A 14772-nucleotide genomic window follows, 5' to 3' on the forward strand; every position below is an offset into this window, starting at 1 on the left:
GTCCCGATCGTGTTGCCGGTCCCGTCGTCAGGTCCCGTCGTCACACTGCGCCCGTCAGTACTCGCGCGCGAACCCCAGGACGTCGGAGACGTAGGTCATCGAATTGTTGTAGCGCAGCACCGCAGTCGTCTGGGCCGCGGCATTGCGCAGGTCGAGGCCGCCGTCGCAGAGATAGCGCGCGGTGGTGAGGGCCGCGTCGAAGATGTTCTGGGGGTCGGCAACGCCGTCGCCGTTGCCGTCGGCCCCGTACTTCTGCCACGTCGCCGGGATGAACTGCATCGGCCCGACCGCCCGGTCGTGGACGGCATCGCCGTCGAGACGTCCGCCGTCGGTGTCGGTGATCACCTGATTGCCGGCCAACGAACCGTCGAGGGTGGGGCCGAAGATCGGCGTGCGCAGACGGCCGGACGTGTCGGCGTCGCCGTTGTTGGCGTGGTGCGATTCGACCTTGCCGATCCCCGCGATCAATTTCCAATCGATGCCACACACCGGTTCGGTGCGGGCAATCGTGTCGGCGGCCTTGCGGTAGGCCTCGAAGTTGATTGTCGGAACCGCTCCGTCGGTCACGCTGGCGGGCAGCGGCGCCGCGGCCGGGGTGGCGACGGCGGGTGTCGCGGTGATTGCGGTGTGCGCCGCGGGCGCGGGTGCGCCGACCGCCTCCGGGGAGGCCGACGAGGCGGTGTGTGAAGCGGTGGGCGTCGACATCGCGGCGGGTTGGGCGACGGCCTGCCCGCCGTCGTCGGTGGCGGCGGCGGCCGCGACGGCAAAGGCGCCGACGACCGGGATCAAGGCGGTGGCCATCAACGGTTTACGCGCTCGTGGAAGGAGTGGCGAGCGTGGCTTGGAGTGCTTTCCCAACGGTCGGACCTCAGAACATCTCGGGTACATCGAGGCCCGCGAGCATGTGTTCGGTCGCGGACCGCCGACGACGCTACACGCCAGCGTGTCCAATCCGTTATCTGGTCGTTATCAAATCCTGGGAGTCGGCTGAGCGTCGCATATGCCGATGCAGGTCATCACGGTCGCGATCGGAGCAATGTGATACCCGCCACAATGGCGTGCTCAGCTGGGCTGGAAGACGCGCAGGGTACTTCCCTCGTGCGCCACGATGAAACCGTCGACGCTGTCGACGGCCCCGTTCACGTCGACCGACCACGCGGTCGACTCGGTGGCCGGATCGACCGCCGAGATCCGCGCGCCGTTGGCGAAGACCAATAGGCTTCCACTGGATCCGACGCACCGCAGATTGTCGAGGTTGCCGTTGGGATCCTCGAACGACGGTGCCGGCAGCGAGCCGACCGCCGAACCGTCGGACAGGGCGTGAATCGACCGCGACCGATCCTTCAGCGCGAACGCGACGTAGCGGCCGCATGGGCGGGTGTTGGCCTTGGAGAGTTCGGGATCGGTCACCTGCCAGAGCGCGCCGGATCGGGCCGGGTCGACGATCACATAGAGCCCGTCGGTCGCCTGCATCTGCGCGAGTCCGGTCAGGGCCAGCACCGGAAGGGTTGTCGGCCCCGGTATGACGTGCCAGCCGTCCTTGTGCGCGGTGGGGGTCGGATCGATCCGACCGTCGTCGACGGCATAGGAATCGAAGGTGCGGGTGTCGGCGTCGGTGCGGTCGACGGTGATGCCGGTGGGATAGACGTTGATCGTGCACCCCGAGCACGTCAGCAGATCGGCGCCGGTGCCACGGTCGACGATGAACCGCGCACCCCCGGAGGTGGTGATCATCAGCAGGCCGTTGGCGGTGACCTCCGGTGTGGCACTGTCGGAGAACGAGCGCGACCACAGCGTGCGACCCGACGGCGTGCGCAGCGTGACCTGATATCCGGTCGCGTCGATGTGCGCGAAGTTGTGGCCGACGGCGACGACCTTCGCGGAGTCGTCGTCACCCGGCGCGGCGGTGGGTGTGCCGTCGTCCTCGACGAGATAGAAGCCCTTGGCGAGGTCGCTGCTCGCGTTGACGGCACATCCCACCACGCCGTCATCGGTGATGTCGCAACTCCCGGTGCCCGCCCGGACCGGCGACGGCCACAGCGCGTGGCCGTCGCCGCGGTCGACGAGCAGATAGCTGCGTCCGATGCCCGACGGGTAGCTGAGCAACCACTCGTCGCCGTGGGTGGCCGCGACCTCGATCCGACCGACGGCGGCGGTGTACCCGGGCAGGCGCCGATCGGTGATCGTCCACGCCGCCGCCGGGGCATGCGGATACGACCGCAACTGTCCGTAGTCGTGAACCGTGTCGGCGTCGTCGGGGGTGCCCATCGCCAGGACCGCGCCGACCGATGCCACCATCGCTGCCGCCAGGATCGCGACCACGGTCCCGATCCCGAACGGAAGGCGGTGGGCCAGACGGCGCAGGTCGGCGCGAAGTGACATGGCGAACAGTCAATCACGTCGACCGGCCGGCGTCGGGAGGCCAGGCGGCGCTCAGGCGGGGGCGCTGACCAGCCCGGCGCGCAGCACGTCGACGAGCGGTGTGGTGGGCCGCCCGAGCAGGTCGTGCAACGCGGTCGAGTCGGAATCGAGATCACCGCGTGCCACGCCCGCATCAGAGTCCGCGAGGATCGCCGCGAACTGTGCCGGGATGCCGGCCTGCTCGAGTCCGGCCGCGTAGTCGGCCTCGGGGAGGTCCTGGTAGGCGACCGGCCGGCCGCTGACCTGCGCCAGTGCCGCGGCGATCTCCGGGTAGGTGAGGTGCTCATCTCCGGTGAGTTCATAGATCTCCCCGCCTGCCGCGTCGACGAGGGCGGCGGCGGCCGCACCGGCGAAGTCGGCACGAGCCGCCCCGCCGACGGTGCCCGTCCCGGCCGCGCCGGACAGCACGCCCGATTCGATGGCGGCCGGCGCCGACTGCAGATAGTTCTCCCAGTACCAGCCGTTGCGCAGCAGGACGTAGCCGACGCCGGATTCGACGAGGATCTTCTCGGTTGCGGCATGCTCCTGTGCGAGGGCCAGCGGCGAGGTGTCGGCCCGCAGGATGCTCGTGTAGGCGACGAGGGTGACGCCGGTGTCGCGGGCGGCCTCGATCACGTTGCGGTGCTGGGGGACTCGTGATCCAACCGCCGATCCCGACACGAGGAGCAGTCGGTCGACGCAGGTGAGTGCGGCGCGCAGCGCGGCGGGGTCGGAGTAGTCGGCGACGCGCACGTCCACACCGAGATCGCGCAGTGATGCCGCCTTGTCGGGGTCGCGGACGACGGCGTGGATGTCTGCGGGGGCGACGCCCCGGTCGATGAGTGCGGACACGGCGAGGCCACCCAGGGCTCCGGTGGCTCCGGTCACGGCGTAGCTGGTCATGGTGATGCTCCTTCGTTCGGCTTCCTGATCATCATGCACTTACTATTCGTGCGGTGCAACCATGAGGGTTAGCGCCAGCGTGGATGGGGGCATACGATGACTGTCATGTCCGCCGAGTCCGCCGCCACCGACCCCGGGATCGACCCGGTCGGCGATGAGCCGGACTCGGCTCTGATGGCCGATGTTTTCGCCCGTGACTGCGCCTCGCGCGACATCCTGCAGAACGTCACCAGTCGCTGGGGACTGCTCGCGCTGGTCGCACTCGGCGAGGGGGATCTGCGATTCAGTGCCCTGCGTCGCCGCGTCGACGGTGTCAGTGAGCGGATGCTGTCCCGGACGCTCCAGCACCTCGAACGCGACGGATTCGTGAATCGAACCGTGCTGCAGTCGATTCCGCCGAAGGTGGAGTATTCGCTGACCGAACTCGGTGCCGACGTGGCGGCACGACTGTTGGGGTTGATCGAACTTGTCGAGGGCAGCGTCGAGAGTGTCGCGCGGTCACGCGACGCGTTCGACGAGTCGCGTCAGAAGAGCTGACCGAGGTAGAACCGGGCGCCCTGATCGTCGACGCAGTGCGCGGTGATCCCGTAGGCCTGACGATCGGGTTCGCGTAGCACCCGGCCGCCGGCATCGCGCACCCGCGCCACCGCGGCGTCGATGTCGGAGACATTCCACATCGGTTCGGCGACAGACGAATCCGCACCACCGGCGATGCCGATCTGCGGATGGGCGCCGTCGACCTCCCAGCCGTCGTCGATGCGCCCGGGTGTGAAGGACCAGCCCAGCACGGAGCCGTAGAACGACCGCAGTCGGCTGCTGTCGGGGGTGTGCACCGTGAGGTACGACATCTCGCCGTGGCCGGACGGATTCTGTTGCATGCGTTGATCATTCGCCTGAGGGATGTACATCGAGAAGGCGACTCCCTGATCGTCGACGGCGTCGAGTACCCGCACGCCGTCGCCGGCTGTCGACACCTCTCCGGCGCGACCACCGGCGGCGACGACCGCCGCGTGTGCGGCGTCGAAATCGTCGACGGCGTACACGCAGAACAGGGTGTTCACCCCGTAGTCACTCGCGGCCGAAATGCCCAGCCGGTGGCCGAGATTGGTGACCTGGCGACGGCTCGGATCGTACTCCCACCCCAATACCGCACCGTAGAAGCGTGCCGCCTTCTCGACATCGGGGGTCTGCAGCGATAGGTAGGCGATATCGCCGGGCCGGAGCGGCTCGGGTACAACGGTGGTCGCGAGCACCGGGCCGGTGAGCATCCACCGATGACCGAAGGGATCGATGATGGTGGCCGATCGGGTGCCGTGTGCCTCGTACGGTTCCCGGGTCACGATCGCGCCCCCGCCGCGGGCGTTCGCGAGGGCCGCGTCGGCGCTGGGCACCGGGAGCATCAGGCTCACCGACACGTGGCCGGGACCCGGTGCCTGCAAACCCATGTCGGGGAACTCCTCGGCGAGATAAAGCACGCCGTCGCCGATCTCGAGTTCGGCGTGCCCGATGGTGTTGTCGTCCATCAGGATCGGCTCACCGCGAAGCCGCGCCCCGAGGTGCGCGACATACCAGTCGACGGCCGCACGGGCATCGCGCACGGTGAGATAGGGGAGGGCTCCGGGCCGTTCGACGACCGGTGCGGTCGGGTTGGTGGGTGCGGTGGGGTCCTCGACGGTGGTGGTGGACATGACAACTCCTGTCGGTAGGGTGGCGCCGCGCTCGAGGAGATCACGCAGACGCGCGGCGAAGTCGGGGTCGGGTGCGATCGGATCGGTCCATTCCGGTCCGGCCGACGCGCGCAGCGCGACGAAAGGATCTGTCGGCGAAACGAATTCGGTCCCGTCGGTGCTCATGCGCGTCCTCCTTTCCGGGATGGCCGGGTCTGCTCGGGGTGGGTCGTCTCCTCGGGGTAGGCAGCGCGAAACGCTCGCTTTGCCCGGGTGAGCAGTGCCTCGGTGGCGCCGACGGTGCGATCGAGCAGGGCGGCACACTCGGCGACCGGGAGGTCGTCGACGTAACGCAGGGTCAGCGCTGCGCGGTGGATCGGGGAGAGCTGGGCAAGCGTGTGATGGGCGATCATCCGATCGAGGTGCGCATCCCAGTCGTCGCCCGCGCTCTCCGGTATCTCGTCGACCGGCTCGGGGGTGCGTTGGGCGCGGCGCCAGTGATCGGCCAGCTTGTGCCGTGCCACCCCGATCAGCCAGGCCACGCTGGGCATCAGGTCGGTGTCGCGGCGCACGGTGTCCATCGCGGCCAGGAAGGTCTCCGACGTCACGTCCTCGGCGACGCCCCGGTCCGAGCAGCGGCGCAGCACGTACCCATATACCGCCGGCAGTGCCTCGTCGTAGCACTCCAGCAGTGCTTGGGCACCGCCGCGTTGACCGCTCACGTCTCTATCGTCGTCGGCGGGGGCCGAAATCCGGCGGTCTCGGGGAAGGTATTTCTGATCAGTGCGCGCCGACGGCGTCGGTGATCGCGGAGAGGTAGCGTCGCGTCGTCGCGGCCTGCGCCGCTCTCACCAGCGGTCCGCCCAGTCGGGTGTACCAGCGTCCCGGGCGGGAGAACGCCCGGATCACCGCCACCACCGAGTCGTCCGGGCGGTGTTCGACGCTGAAGAGTTCCTCGCCGCTCTCCGGATGCCCCGCGAGGGTGCCGTAGGCGAAACCGGCCCGATCGGGCTCGTCGAGCACGTACACCACCCGGCACGGAATCCGGATGCGCCCGAACACCGGCGCCGACATCACCATGATCGTGTCGACGGCGGCGGTCGGTGTGTTCGCGCGCACGCGTAGTCCGGCACCGCGCTGCATGCCGTAGCCGAGGATGAACTCGGCGGCGGCGACGAAGTCGGTCCGGCCCGCTCCGACGACGCGCTCGACGTGAATCGCATGGGCATCGGCGGGCGGGGTGGACGCCGTCGCACCGACCTCGGAATAGGTGAACGGCACCCCGGCCCAGGCGCTCGGATCGATCATGCGCGGAACATACCCCGATCTCCCGCGCCGGACATTCTGCCGGACGCGCGTCCTCACCGGGCGGGATTCGTGCGCAAATCAGAGCAATTCGGCGGTCATGGATCGGATCAACCACTCCTGGTAGTCCTCGAGTGACCATCCGCGCTGAATGACGAGCATGTCGAACACCTCCGGTGCGATCAGCGTCCACAGCACGTCGCGCGCATGCTCGACGGTGATCCCGGAACGGACCTCACCGGTGCTCATGAGCGTGGTGGCCAGGGCGGTCATTCCGGCCAGGCGTTGCCCCAGCAACTCGTCGTAGAGCCGCGCCAGATTCGGTTCCTGCGCTGCTCCGGCCCGGATCACCGGCATCAATCGTGACACCCGGGCGGCACGCTCCGTGCCCACCGAGGCGTACATGCGGATCTTGGTGCGAGCGTCGGGTTCGGCATCGATGACGGCGGTCTCGGGGCGCTCGGCTATCGGAACAGGCTTGTCGTCGCCCGCGATCGCCTGGTCGAAAGCCTCTTTGAGCAGCCCGGCCTTGCCGTCGAAACCCTTGTAGACGGTTTCCGGCGATACCTCCGCCTCGCGTGCGATGTCGGCGATCGTCGCGGCGAACCCGTCGCGCTCGAAGGCCTTGGTGGCTGCGGCGACGATGCGGCGGCGGGTCTCCCGGGCGCGTTCGCGTCGACGCGAGCTGTCATATCCACGAGACGCGCTATTGACTCCAGGCACTCTGTAATGAATACTCTATTTTCATTACAGCGATCTGTATCCAAATTGGTGGGGGATTCCATGAGTGTCGTCGATCCGACCGGAGTGGCTCTGCGTTCTCTGGTGGACATGGGTGCGGGAGACCTGGACTCCTTCGGCGCCCACATTCATCCGGACGCAGTCAATCGTGAAGCGGTCGAGGAACCGCCCGCGTGTCGTGGGCGTGGCCCGGAAGCATTCAGGGCGACCGCGCGGTGGCTCCGTGCGGCCTTTCCCGACCTGTCCTTCGACGTGCTCGACGTGGTGTCCGATCGCGACCTCGTCGTGATTCACGCGACGATGTCCGGAACGCATCGCGGCCCGTTCGTCGTCTACGACGCGGCCGGGCGCGTCGAGCGGGCCTTCGCCCCGACCGGTCGACGTTTCGCTGTCACGCAGACTCATTGGTATCGGCTCGTCGATGGCCTGTGCGTAGAGCATTGGGCCAATCGGGACGATCAGGGGATGGCGCGACAACTGGGGTGGGTTCCGCCGAGTCCGGGCTACCTGCTGCGCTGCGCGCTCGCCACCAGACGAGCGCGCAGCGCGAGATGACGACCAGCCCGAGCGAGATGACGACCAGCCCGAGATGACAAGGGGGCGATGGTGGTACCGGATCACGCCGGCGGGAAGCTGCCCCACCGGATGATGTTGCCGGCGAATTGGACCGCCGTCACATACGTCGGTCCGCCACTCGCGCAGCAGAAGGCATCTTGGGGCAGCAGCCAGCGGTAACGGACGGTCACGTGATACGGCGAGTATCCGGAGATGCTGGTGTATCCGAAGGGCTTCGGGTCGACTGTGCCCAGGAATCGTCCGCCGGCGAACAGCAGCACCCGCGACTGATACGTCGCATCGCCGATCCCGTTGCCGTTCACCAGCATCCAGTCCAGGTTGCAGCCGCGGGAGATGGGATTGTTGCTGGCCCGGTACGGGACGAAGGTGCCGCCGTTGACGTCTCGTCCGACCTTGGCGGCCGAGGTGCGGGCCAGGGCTGAGTTGATGTCGAAGCACATGCCGTGTCCGCTGCCGTTGGGTGCGGCTGCCGCGCTGCCCGCACCGATCGACGTCGCGCCGAGGGTGCCGGCGACGATGCCGGTCACCGACAGGCACGCGATCACCAGCCGCCGGAGAGTGCGCGGGCGACGACGTGTGGATGTGCGGGAGGTTGGTGATGGATCGATCATGATGCGGCCTTCCTCGATGTGGTGGCGTTCGTTCCCGACCGTTGTCCCGACCCCGGAAGTAGTTCCCTACCGGAAGTCATTCCGTACTCGTCACATCGGCGTCGCCCGAGGATTGTTAGCGGAGTTCAGGAATTGTCATTCGGTCGTGATACCCACCTTCCGGCTGTTCGCGATGATCGACTCGGCGAGTGCCTCCGGTTGATCCATCGCCACGAACGTGCGGGAGTTCGCGACCTCGATGAACTCGCCCTGCTCGAACACCGCTGCCAACCGTCGGCCGAGGGTGGGACGAAATGCCTTGTCGGACATGCCCCACACCACCGACACCGGACATGTCACCCGGGATAGTCGAGGCGTCAACTCAGCGAGTTCTCGTCGATCGATGGCGCGCAGGAACGTGACGAAGTCATCGCGGATGGCCGGATCGGTCCGCAGCGGATCGAAGACCGAGCGTGTGTACGTGGGGTCGGGGTCGGTGATCAGAAGTCCCACGCCGAGCGCGCTATGGCGCAGTGCTCGGAGCTGTAGTGGCCCGGCGATGAGTGGTCGCAGCAGTGACCGTTGCGTGAGAAGACCGAAGATGATGCGGAACGGCTGTGGTGGAAATTGTTCGAAGGCATCGCAATTGGTGAAGACCACCCGTCCGACGAAGCCGGGATCGGCGTCGAGCGCGAACTGGCAGACTGCGCCGCCGGTGTCGCAGCCCACCAGGATGGCCGCGGACAGGCCGAGTTCGGCGACGAATTCACGGACCAGCGTTGCTGCACCACGTGGAGAACGATCGGCGTCTGACCCCCAGGGGATGCGGTGGGCACCCAGGGGGAGTGTGGGTAGATAGCAGTGGAAACCCGCCACGCCGAGGCGTGCGGCCACCGACTCCCACATCCGACCGTCGACGACCACTCCGTGCACGAAGACGACGGGTGGCAGGTTGGTGGCGCGACCAGCGGGCGCCACCTCGCGGTACTCGAGGACTCCCGACGGGAGTTCGACTGTACGGACCGATGGCATTGAGATCTCCCGGTAGAGTTGCCGAGCAAGTTACAAACACTGAGTATGGAAGTTACGTACACACAGTATGAATGTCAATCGTCGTCGAACGCAGGCGGAGCGCACTGCGGCCACCCGTGCAGCGCTGGTCAGTGCCGGACGGGAGCTTTTCGGACGTGAGGGATATGCGGGCGTCGGAACCCAGGCGATCGTCGAGCGGGCCGGGGTGACTCGCGGCGCCCTCTATCACCAGTTCGACGACAAGAGGGGTCTTTTCACGGCCGTCTTCGATGAACTCGAACAGGACGTGGCCCGCTTCTGTGTCGACGCGACGGCCGAACTCGTGGACGCCGATCCGGTGGCTGCCCTCAAGGCGGGCATTCGCGCATTTCTGGAGTTCTTTCACGATCCGGCGGCTCAGACAATCGGCCTCGTCGATGCGCCGGCGGTTCTCGGTTGGGCGGCGTGGCGGGCGCGCGGAGAGGAGTTCGGCTTTGCCCTCGTCGAGTCCCTGCTCGCTGCGGCGATGGAGGCCGGGCAGATCGCGCCAGGGCCCACCCGTCCGATGGCGCATGTAGCACTCGGCGCGCTTGACGAGTCGGCGCTGTTCGTGGCCGCAGCCGAGGACTCGGCCACCGCGACCGCGCAGGTGACCGCGATCCTTGATCGGATTGTCGACTCCTTCACGACCGGACAGGGTTGATCGTCCCGCGTTCGCTCTCGGCGTAGCGAGGCCGGAACAGCCTGCCATGCAGGGCGGTTGTACAGCTCGAACCCCCGTCGTCACCCGTTTCGACATCACTTCAGGCGGGCGTTAACTGCAGGTGCACACCACACGACCTCTAGAGTGGAAGCAGGCTGGTCGTCGTGTACCCCGACACCATCGCAGTTGTCGCCTATCTCGATCACCGAACGCTCGGTGATCATCGGGACAACACGACGGCCGGGGCGAAAGCGAAATGAGGGAGAACAATGTTCGAACGGTTCACCGACCGCGCTCGGCGGGTTGTCGTGCTCGCCCAAGAAGAGGCGCGGATGCTCAACCACAACTACATCGGCACCGAGCACATCCTGCTCGGCCTGATCCACGAGGGTGAGGGAGTCGCCGCCAAGGCACTCGAGTCCCTTGGCATCTCCCTCGAGGGTGTGCGCAGTCAGGTCGAGGAGATCATCGGTCAGGGCCAGCAGGCGCCGTCGGGGCACATCCCGTTCACGCCGCGTGCCAAGAAGGTCCTCGAGTTGTCGCTGCGTGAGGCGCTGCAGCTCGGCCACAACTACATCGGCACCGAGCACATCCTGCTCGGCCTCATCCGCGAGGGTGAGGGCGTGGCGGCGCAGGTGCTGGTCAAGCTCGGCGCCGACCTCAACCGGGTGCGTCAGCAGGTCATCCAGCTGCTGAGCGGCTACCAGGGCAAGGAGCCGCAGGAGGCCGGGACCGGTGGTCGCTCCACCGAGCAGGGTGGCACCCCGTCGACCTCGCTGGTCCTCGATCAGTTCGGCCGAAACCTCACCGCGGCGGCGTCGGAGGGCAAACTCGACCCCGTCATCGGGCGCGAGAAGGAAATCGAGCGCGTGATGCAGGTGCTGAGCCGCCGCACCAAGAACAACCCGGTACTCATCGGTGAGCCCGGCGTCGGCAAGACCGCCGTCGTCGAGGGTCTCGCCCAGGCCATCGTCAACGGTCAGGTGCCCGAGACCCTCAAGGACAAGCAGCTCTACACCCTCGACCTCGGTTCGTTGGTCGCGGGCAGCCGCTACCGCGGTGACTTCGAGGAACGCCTCAAGAAGGTGCTCAAGGAGATCAACACCCGCGGCGACATCATCCTGTTCATCGACGAGCTGCACACGCTCGTCGGTGCGGGTGCCGCCGAGGGCGCGATCGACGCGGCGTCCATCCTCAAGCCGAAGCTGGCCCGCGGTGAGCTGCAGACCATCGGCGCCACCACCCTCGACGAGTACCGCAAGTACATCGAGAAGGACGCCGCACTCGAGCGACGCTTCCAGCCGGTGCAGGTCGGCGAGCCGTCGGTGGAGCACACCATCGAGATCCTCAAGGGTCTGCGCGATCGCTACGAGAGCCACCATCGGGTGTCCATCACCGACGGTGCACTCGTCGCCGCGGCCACACTGGCCGACCGCTACATCAACGACCGCTTCCTGCCGGACAAGGCGATCGACCTCATCGACGAGGCCGGAGCCCGGATGCGCATCCGCCGGATGACCGCACCGCCAGACCTACGCGAGTTCGATGAGCGGATCGCCGACGCCCGCAAGGAGAAGGAAAGCGCGATCGACGCGCAGGACTTCGAGAAGGCCGCCGGCCTGCGGGACAAGGAGAAGCAACTCGTCGCCGAGCGCGCCGAGCGTGAAAAGCAGTGGCGCAGTGGTGATCTGGACGTCGTGGCCGAGGTCGATGACGAGCAGATCGCCGAGGTGCTGGGCAACTGGACCGGCATCCCGGTGTTCAAGCTCACCGAGGAGGAGACCACCCGTCTGCTCCGCATGGAGGAGGAGCTGCACAAGCGGATCATCGGCCAGGAGGATGCGGTCAAGGCCGTCTCCAAGGCGATCCGCCGCACCCGCGCCGGCCTGAAGGACCCGAAGCGCCCGTCCGGTTCGTTCATCTTCGCGGGCCCGTCCGGCGTCGGAAAGACCGAGCTGTCCAAGGCGCTGGCCAACTTCCTGTTCGGCGACGACGACGCGCTGATCCAGATCGACATGGGTGAGTTCCACGACCGGTTCACCGCGTCGCGTCTGTTCGGTGCGCCTCCCGGCTACGTCGGCTACGAAGAGGGCGGCCAGCTCACCGAGAAGGTGCGCCGCAAGCCGTTCTCGGTGGTGCTGTTCGACGAGATCGAGAAGGCCCACTCGGAGATCTACAACACCCTGTTGCAGGTCCTCGAGGACGGCCGCCTCACCGACGGTCAGGGTCGCACGGTCGACTTCAAGAACACCGTGCTGATCTTCACCTCGAACCTCGGTACCTCGGACATCTCCAAGGCCGTGGGTCTGGGCTTCAGCAAGGGCGACGATTCCAAGTCGAACTACGAGCGCATGAAGATGAAGGTCAACGACGAGCTGAAGAAGCACTTCCGCCCGGAGTTCCTCAACCGTATCGACGACATCGTCGTGTTCCACCAGTTGACGCAGGAAGAGATCATCCAGATGGTCGACCTGATGCTCAACCGGGTGGAGACCGCTCTGCGCAACAAGGACATGGCCATCGAGGTCACCGACAAGGCCAAGTCGTTGCTGGCCAAGCGCGGCTTCGATCCGGTGCTCGGCGCCCGTCCGTTGCGTCGGACGATCCAGCGCGAGATCGAGGATCAGCTGTCGGAGAAGATCCTGTTCGGCGACATCACGCCCGGCCAGATCGTCCTCATCGACGTGCAGGGCTGGGACGGCGAAGGCGACGGCGAGGACGCCACGTTCACCTTCACCGGCTCGGAGAAGCCCCGCGAACTGCCGGACGCCCCGGTCGAATTGAGCAAGGCAGGTGAGGGCAGCAGCGAGAGCTGATCGCGCCCAATCGAATACCACGACGCCCGCTGTGACCCCGGATGGGGATACGGCGGGCGTCGTCGTTGCTCGACCCGGTCCACGGCCCGTGGTCACTCAGTACCGTGACTACTGGCAACCGATCGAGGAGACTGCACACTGTGACCACCGAATCCGACCATCGCGACCCGGCGTCCGGCGAGACCACCGCAGCGGCGCCGATCACCGTGACCCGCGACGGCGAGATCGCCATCATCACCCTCAACCGGCCGGATCGGCTCAACGCCTTCACCTCGGAGATGGGCGATCAGCTCATGGCCACCCTCGATGACACCGACGCCGATGATTCCGTGCGCGCCGTGGTCATCACCGGCGCCGGGCGCGCGTTCTGCGCAGGTGCCGACCTCGGGGCGGGCGCATCGACCTTCGAGCTCACCGAGGAGGCCGCCGGGGAGGTGCCCCGCGACTACGGGGGTCGCGTCGCCCTGCGCATCTTCGAATCGCTCAAACCGGTCGTGGTGGCCGTCAACGGTCCGTCGGCCGGGGTGGGTGTGACGATGACGCTGCCCGCCGACGCGCGGATCGCGTCGGACAACGCCCGCTTCGGCTTCGTCTTCGCCAAGCGTGGGCTGGTTCCCGAGGCCTGTTCGACGTGGTTCCTGCCGCGCCTGGTGGGCCTACCCACCGCGCTGCAATGGACGATGGGGGCGCAGATGGTCAGTGCGGCCGAGGCACTGGACGCAGGGCTGGTGCAGCAGGTGGTCGCACCCGAGGAGGTCGTCGACACCGCGATCGCGGTGGCCCGATCGATGACGGCCGGGTCCGCACCGGTGTCGGTGGCGCTGACCCGCCAACTCCTGTGGCGGATGGCCGGTGCACCGAGTCCGTGGGACGCACACCGCGCCGACTCGACGGCGATCTACGCGCGCGGCCGCATGGCCGACGTCCGCGAGGGTGTGATGTCGTTCCTCGAGAAGCGAGATCCGGTGTTCACCGACTCGGTCGCGACGGACCTTCCCGACATCTTCGACACGCCCACCGGGTGGTGAGCCGGCGCGTTGTCAGAAGTTCTTGTCGGCGTGGTCAACCCAACATGGGTCGCGCCGTGGATTCCGGCGCCGCGTGTGTGAAACTTGGACGGTTATGTCTCGAGCCTTGATCGGTCGTATCGCAACGGCCTGCGGAGCCCTGGTGGCCGCGGGCGTCGTCGTGCTGTCCGGGAGTTCGGGGCTGGCGTCGCACACCGAGGCGGCACCATCGGTGCGTACCGCGGCGCAGCACGAGACCGGGACACCGGTGAACATCAGTGCGCCCGCCCCGCAGAAGTATGTGGCACTGGGCAGTTCGTACGCCGCCGGACCCGGAGGCATCGAATCGTTGAGCAATCGGTGCCTGCGTTCGCCCGACAACTATCCGAATCAGGTCGCCACCGCGCTCGGGATGAGCCTGGTGGACGCGACGTGCTCGGGATCGACGTCGGACAACATCCTCGACCGTCCGCAGCGGTTCACCCCGAATTCGCAGATCGACGCGGTGACCCCGGAGACCTCGCTGGTCACCATCACCACCGGCGGCAACGACGTCGGCTACATCCAGCGGCTGATCGCGATGAGTTGCCGCAACGTCGCGCCCGAGGTGGCCAAAGAGGTCGCGGCACGTACCTGCAATCTCGGCCGTCCCATCCCGGCCGAACCCGGGCCGGAACGGTTCGCGGCGCTCGAGCAGAAGATGATCGCCACGGTCTTCGCGGTGCGCCAGCGCGCACCGCAGGCACGCATCCTGCTGGTCGATTACCCACCGGCGGTGGTGCTCGGTGGACCCACCTGCGCCAAGCTGCCCCTGTCGCCGACCGAGATCGAGGCCACCATCCGCGTCTTCGACGGCCTGGCGATGGTCACCGCCGCGGCGGCCCAGATCTCGGGCGCCGAACTGATCACGGCGTCGGTCGCCGGAGCCGACCACACGGTCTGCTCAACGGATCCGTGGCTGCGGGGATTCGAGACGCCTGTGCCGTATCACCCGAATTCCGCAGGTAAGGCCGCCGTCGCCGCGATGATCATCAACGCGGTTCGCTGACCCAA

Annotated in this window: 15 protein-coding genes; 6 read left to right on the forward strand and 9 right to left on the reverse strand. The window is 67.3% G+C overall.

Features of this window, described 5'->3' with window-relative positions:
- Positions 1 to 54: 54 nt before the first annotated feature.
- The 3 genes from ACWETB_RS10920 to ACWETB_RS10930 all read right to left on the reverse strand — a co-directional run bounded on the left by ACWETB_RS10920 (position 55) and on the right by ACWETB_RS10930 (position 3303).
- Positions 55 to 858 (reverse strand): lytic murein transglycosylase, encoded by an 804-nt coding sequence (locus tag ACWETB_RS10920; protein ID WP_449742139.1) that lies wholly within the window; start codon positions 856 to 858, stop codon positions 55 to 57.
- A 204-nt stretch (positions 859 to 1062) separates the two neighbouring features.
- Complete coding sequence (locus ACWETB_RS10925; RefSeq protein WP_452211059.1) at positions 1063 to 2382, reverse strand: hypothetical protein; 1320 nt, start codon at positions 2380 to 2382, stop codon at positions 1063 to 1065.
- 51 nt (positions 2383 to 2433) lie between these two features.
- On the reverse strand, positions 2434 to 3303 hold the full coding sequence (locus ACWETB_RS10930) for an NAD(P)H-binding protein (protein ID WP_452211061.1): 870 nt from the start codon (positions 3301 to 3303) through the stop codon (positions 2434 to 2436).
- A gap of 96 nt (positions 3304 to 3399) precedes the next feature.
- Here ACWETB_RS10930 and ACWETB_RS10935 point away from each other — a divergent pair, with 96 nt between their 5' ends.
- Positions 3400 to 3840 carry a winged helix-turn-helix transcriptional regulator gene (locus ACWETB_RS10935; RefSeq protein ID WP_452211063.1) on the forward strand — a complete coding sequence of 147 codons (441 nt, stop codon included), beginning with the start codon at positions 3400 to 3402 and terminating at the stop codon, positions 3838 to 3840.
- Here ACWETB_RS10935 and ACWETB_RS10940 read toward each other — a convergent pair.
- From ACWETB_RS10940 to ACWETB_RS10955, 4 genes are all read right to left on the reverse strand, one after another.
- On the reverse strand, positions 3828 to 5156 hold the full coding sequence (locus tag ACWETB_RS10940; protein ID WP_452211065.1) for a VOC family protein: 1329 nt from the start codon (positions 5154 to 5156) through the stop codon (positions 3828 to 3830). The genes ACWETB_RS10935 and ACWETB_RS10940 overlap by 13 nt on opposite strands.
- Positions 5153 to 5692, reverse strand: coding sequence for an RNA polymerase sigma factor (locus tag ACWETB_RS10945; protein WP_452211067.1), 540 nt, complete (start codon positions 5690 to 5692; stop codon positions 5153 to 5155). The genes ACWETB_RS10940 and ACWETB_RS10945 overlap by 4 nt, the downstream gene beginning before the upstream one ends.
- Before the next feature lie 58 nt (positions 5693 to 5750).
- Positions 5751 to 6275: a DUF1990 family protein gene (locus ACWETB_RS10950; protein WP_452211198.1), complete on the reverse strand. Its 525-nt coding sequence runs from the start codon at positions 6273 to 6275 to the stop codon at positions 5751 to 5753.
- Positions 6276 to 6356: 81 nt separating this feature from the next.
- Positions 6357 to 6998, reverse strand: coding sequence for a TetR/AcrR family transcriptional regulator (locus tag ACWETB_RS10955; RefSeq protein WP_452211069.1), 642 nt, complete (start codon positions 6996 to 6998; stop codon positions 6357 to 6359).
- A 60-nt stretch (positions 6999 to 7058) separates the two neighbouring features.
- Here ACWETB_RS10955 and ACWETB_RS10960 point away from each other — a divergent pair, with 60 nt between their 5' ends.
- A complete protein-coding gene (locus tag ACWETB_RS10960; protein WP_452211071.1) occupies positions 7059 to 7571 on the forward strand; it encodes an ester cyclase in 513 nt (170 codons plus the stop codon).
- Between the two features lie 62 nt (positions 7572 to 7633).
- On the opposite strand, the gene ACWETB_RS10965 is transcribed toward ACWETB_RS10960, so the two are convergent.
- Together ACWETB_RS10965 and ACWETB_RS10970 are read right to left on the reverse strand one after the other, a co-directional pair.
- Positions 7634 to 8203 carry an LppP/LprE family lipoprotein gene (locus ACWETB_RS10965; protein WP_452211074.1) on the reverse strand — a complete coding sequence of 190 codons (570 nt, stop codon included), beginning with the start codon at positions 8201 to 8203 and terminating at the stop codon, positions 7634 to 7636.
- Positions 8204 to 8338: 135 nt separating this feature from the next.
- Positions 8339 to 9214, reverse strand: a complete 876-nt coding sequence (locus tag ACWETB_RS10970; protein ID WP_452211076.1) for an alpha/beta fold hydrolase — start codon at positions 9212 to 9214, stop codon at positions 8339 to 8341.
- A gap of 67 nt (positions 9215 to 9281) precedes the next feature.
- On the opposite strand from ACWETB_RS10970, the gene ACWETB_RS10975 reads away from it, so the two are divergent.
- From ACWETB_RS10975 to ACWETB_RS10990, 4 genes are all read left to right on the forward strand, one after another.
- Positions 9282 to 9896, forward strand: a complete 615-nt coding sequence (locus ACWETB_RS10975) for a TetR/AcrR family transcriptional regulator (RefSeq protein ID WP_449742129.1) — start codon at positions 9282 to 9284, stop codon at positions 9894 to 9896.
- 269 nt (positions 9897 to 10165) lie between these two features.
- The gene (locus tag ACWETB_RS10980; protein WP_452211078.1) at positions 10166 to 12712 is read left to right on the forward strand and encodes an ATP-dependent Clp protease ATP-binding subunit; all 2547 of its coding nucleotides are present in this window, start codon (positions 10166 to 10168) and stop codon (positions 12710 to 12712) included.
- A 140-nt stretch (positions 12713 to 12852) separates the two neighbouring features.
- Positions 12853 to 13740, forward strand: coding sequence for an enoyl-CoA hydratase-related protein (locus ACWETB_RS10985; RefSeq protein WP_449742127.1), 888 nt, complete (start codon positions 12853 to 12855; stop codon positions 13738 to 13740).
- A gap of 94 nt (positions 13741 to 13834) precedes the next feature.
- The gene (locus ACWETB_RS10990; RefSeq protein ID WP_452211081.1) at positions 13835 to 14767 is read left to right on the forward strand and encodes an SGNH/GDSL hydrolase family protein; all 933 of its coding nucleotides are present in this window, start codon (positions 13835 to 13837) and stop codon (positions 14765 to 14767) included.
- Positions 14768 to 14772: the final 5 nt, after the last annotated feature.

It is taken from the genome of Gordonia sp. NPDC003950 (genome assembly GCF_053605205.1).

What these genes read in the sequence shown, in the direction of transcription:
- ACWETB_RS10925 (WP_452211059.1), bottom strand. Translation starts at nt 2,382, where the DNA reads ATGTCACTTCGCGCCGACCTGCGCCGTCTGGCCCACCGCCTTCCGTTC.
- ACWETB_RS10930 (WP_452211061.1), bottom strand. Translation starts at nt 3,303, where the DNA reads ATGACCAGCTACGCCGTGACCGGAGCCACCGGAGCCCTGGGTGGCCTC.
- ACWETB_RS10935 (WP_452211063.1), top strand. Translation starts at nt 3,400, where the DNA reads ATGACTGTCATGTCCGCCGAGTCCGCCGCCACCGACCCCGGGATCGAC.
- ACWETB_RS10940 (WP_452211065.1), bottom strand. Translation starts at nt 5,156, where the DNA reads ATGAGCACCGACGGGACCGAATTCGTTTCGCCGACAGATCCTTTCGTC.
- ACWETB_RS10960 (WP_452211071.1), top strand. Translation starts at nt 7,059, where the DNA reads ATGAGTGTCGTCGATCCGACCGGAGTGGCTCTGCGTTCTCTGGTGGAC.
- ACWETB_RS10965 (WP_452211074.1), bottom strand. Translation starts at nt 8,203, where the DNA reads ATGATCGATCCATCACCAACCTCCCGCACATCCACACGTCGTCGCCCG.
- ACWETB_RS10970 (WP_452211076.1), bottom strand. Translation starts at nt 9,214, where the DNA reads ATGCCATCGGTCCGTACAGTCGAACTCCCGTCGGGAGTCCTCGAGTAC.
- ACWETB_RS10975 (WP_449742129.1), top strand. Translation starts at nt 9,282, where the DNA reads ATGAATGTCAATCGTCGTCGAACGCAGGCGGAGCGCACTGCGGCCACC.
- ACWETB_RS10980 (WP_452211078.1), top strand. Translation starts at nt 10,166, where the DNA reads ATGTTCGAACGGTTCACCGACCGCGCTCGGCGGGTTGTCGTGCTCGCC.
- ACWETB_RS10990 (WP_452211081.1), top strand. Translation starts at nt 13,835, where the DNA reads ATGTCTCGAGCCTTGATCGGTCGTATCGCAACGGCCTGCGGAGCCCTG.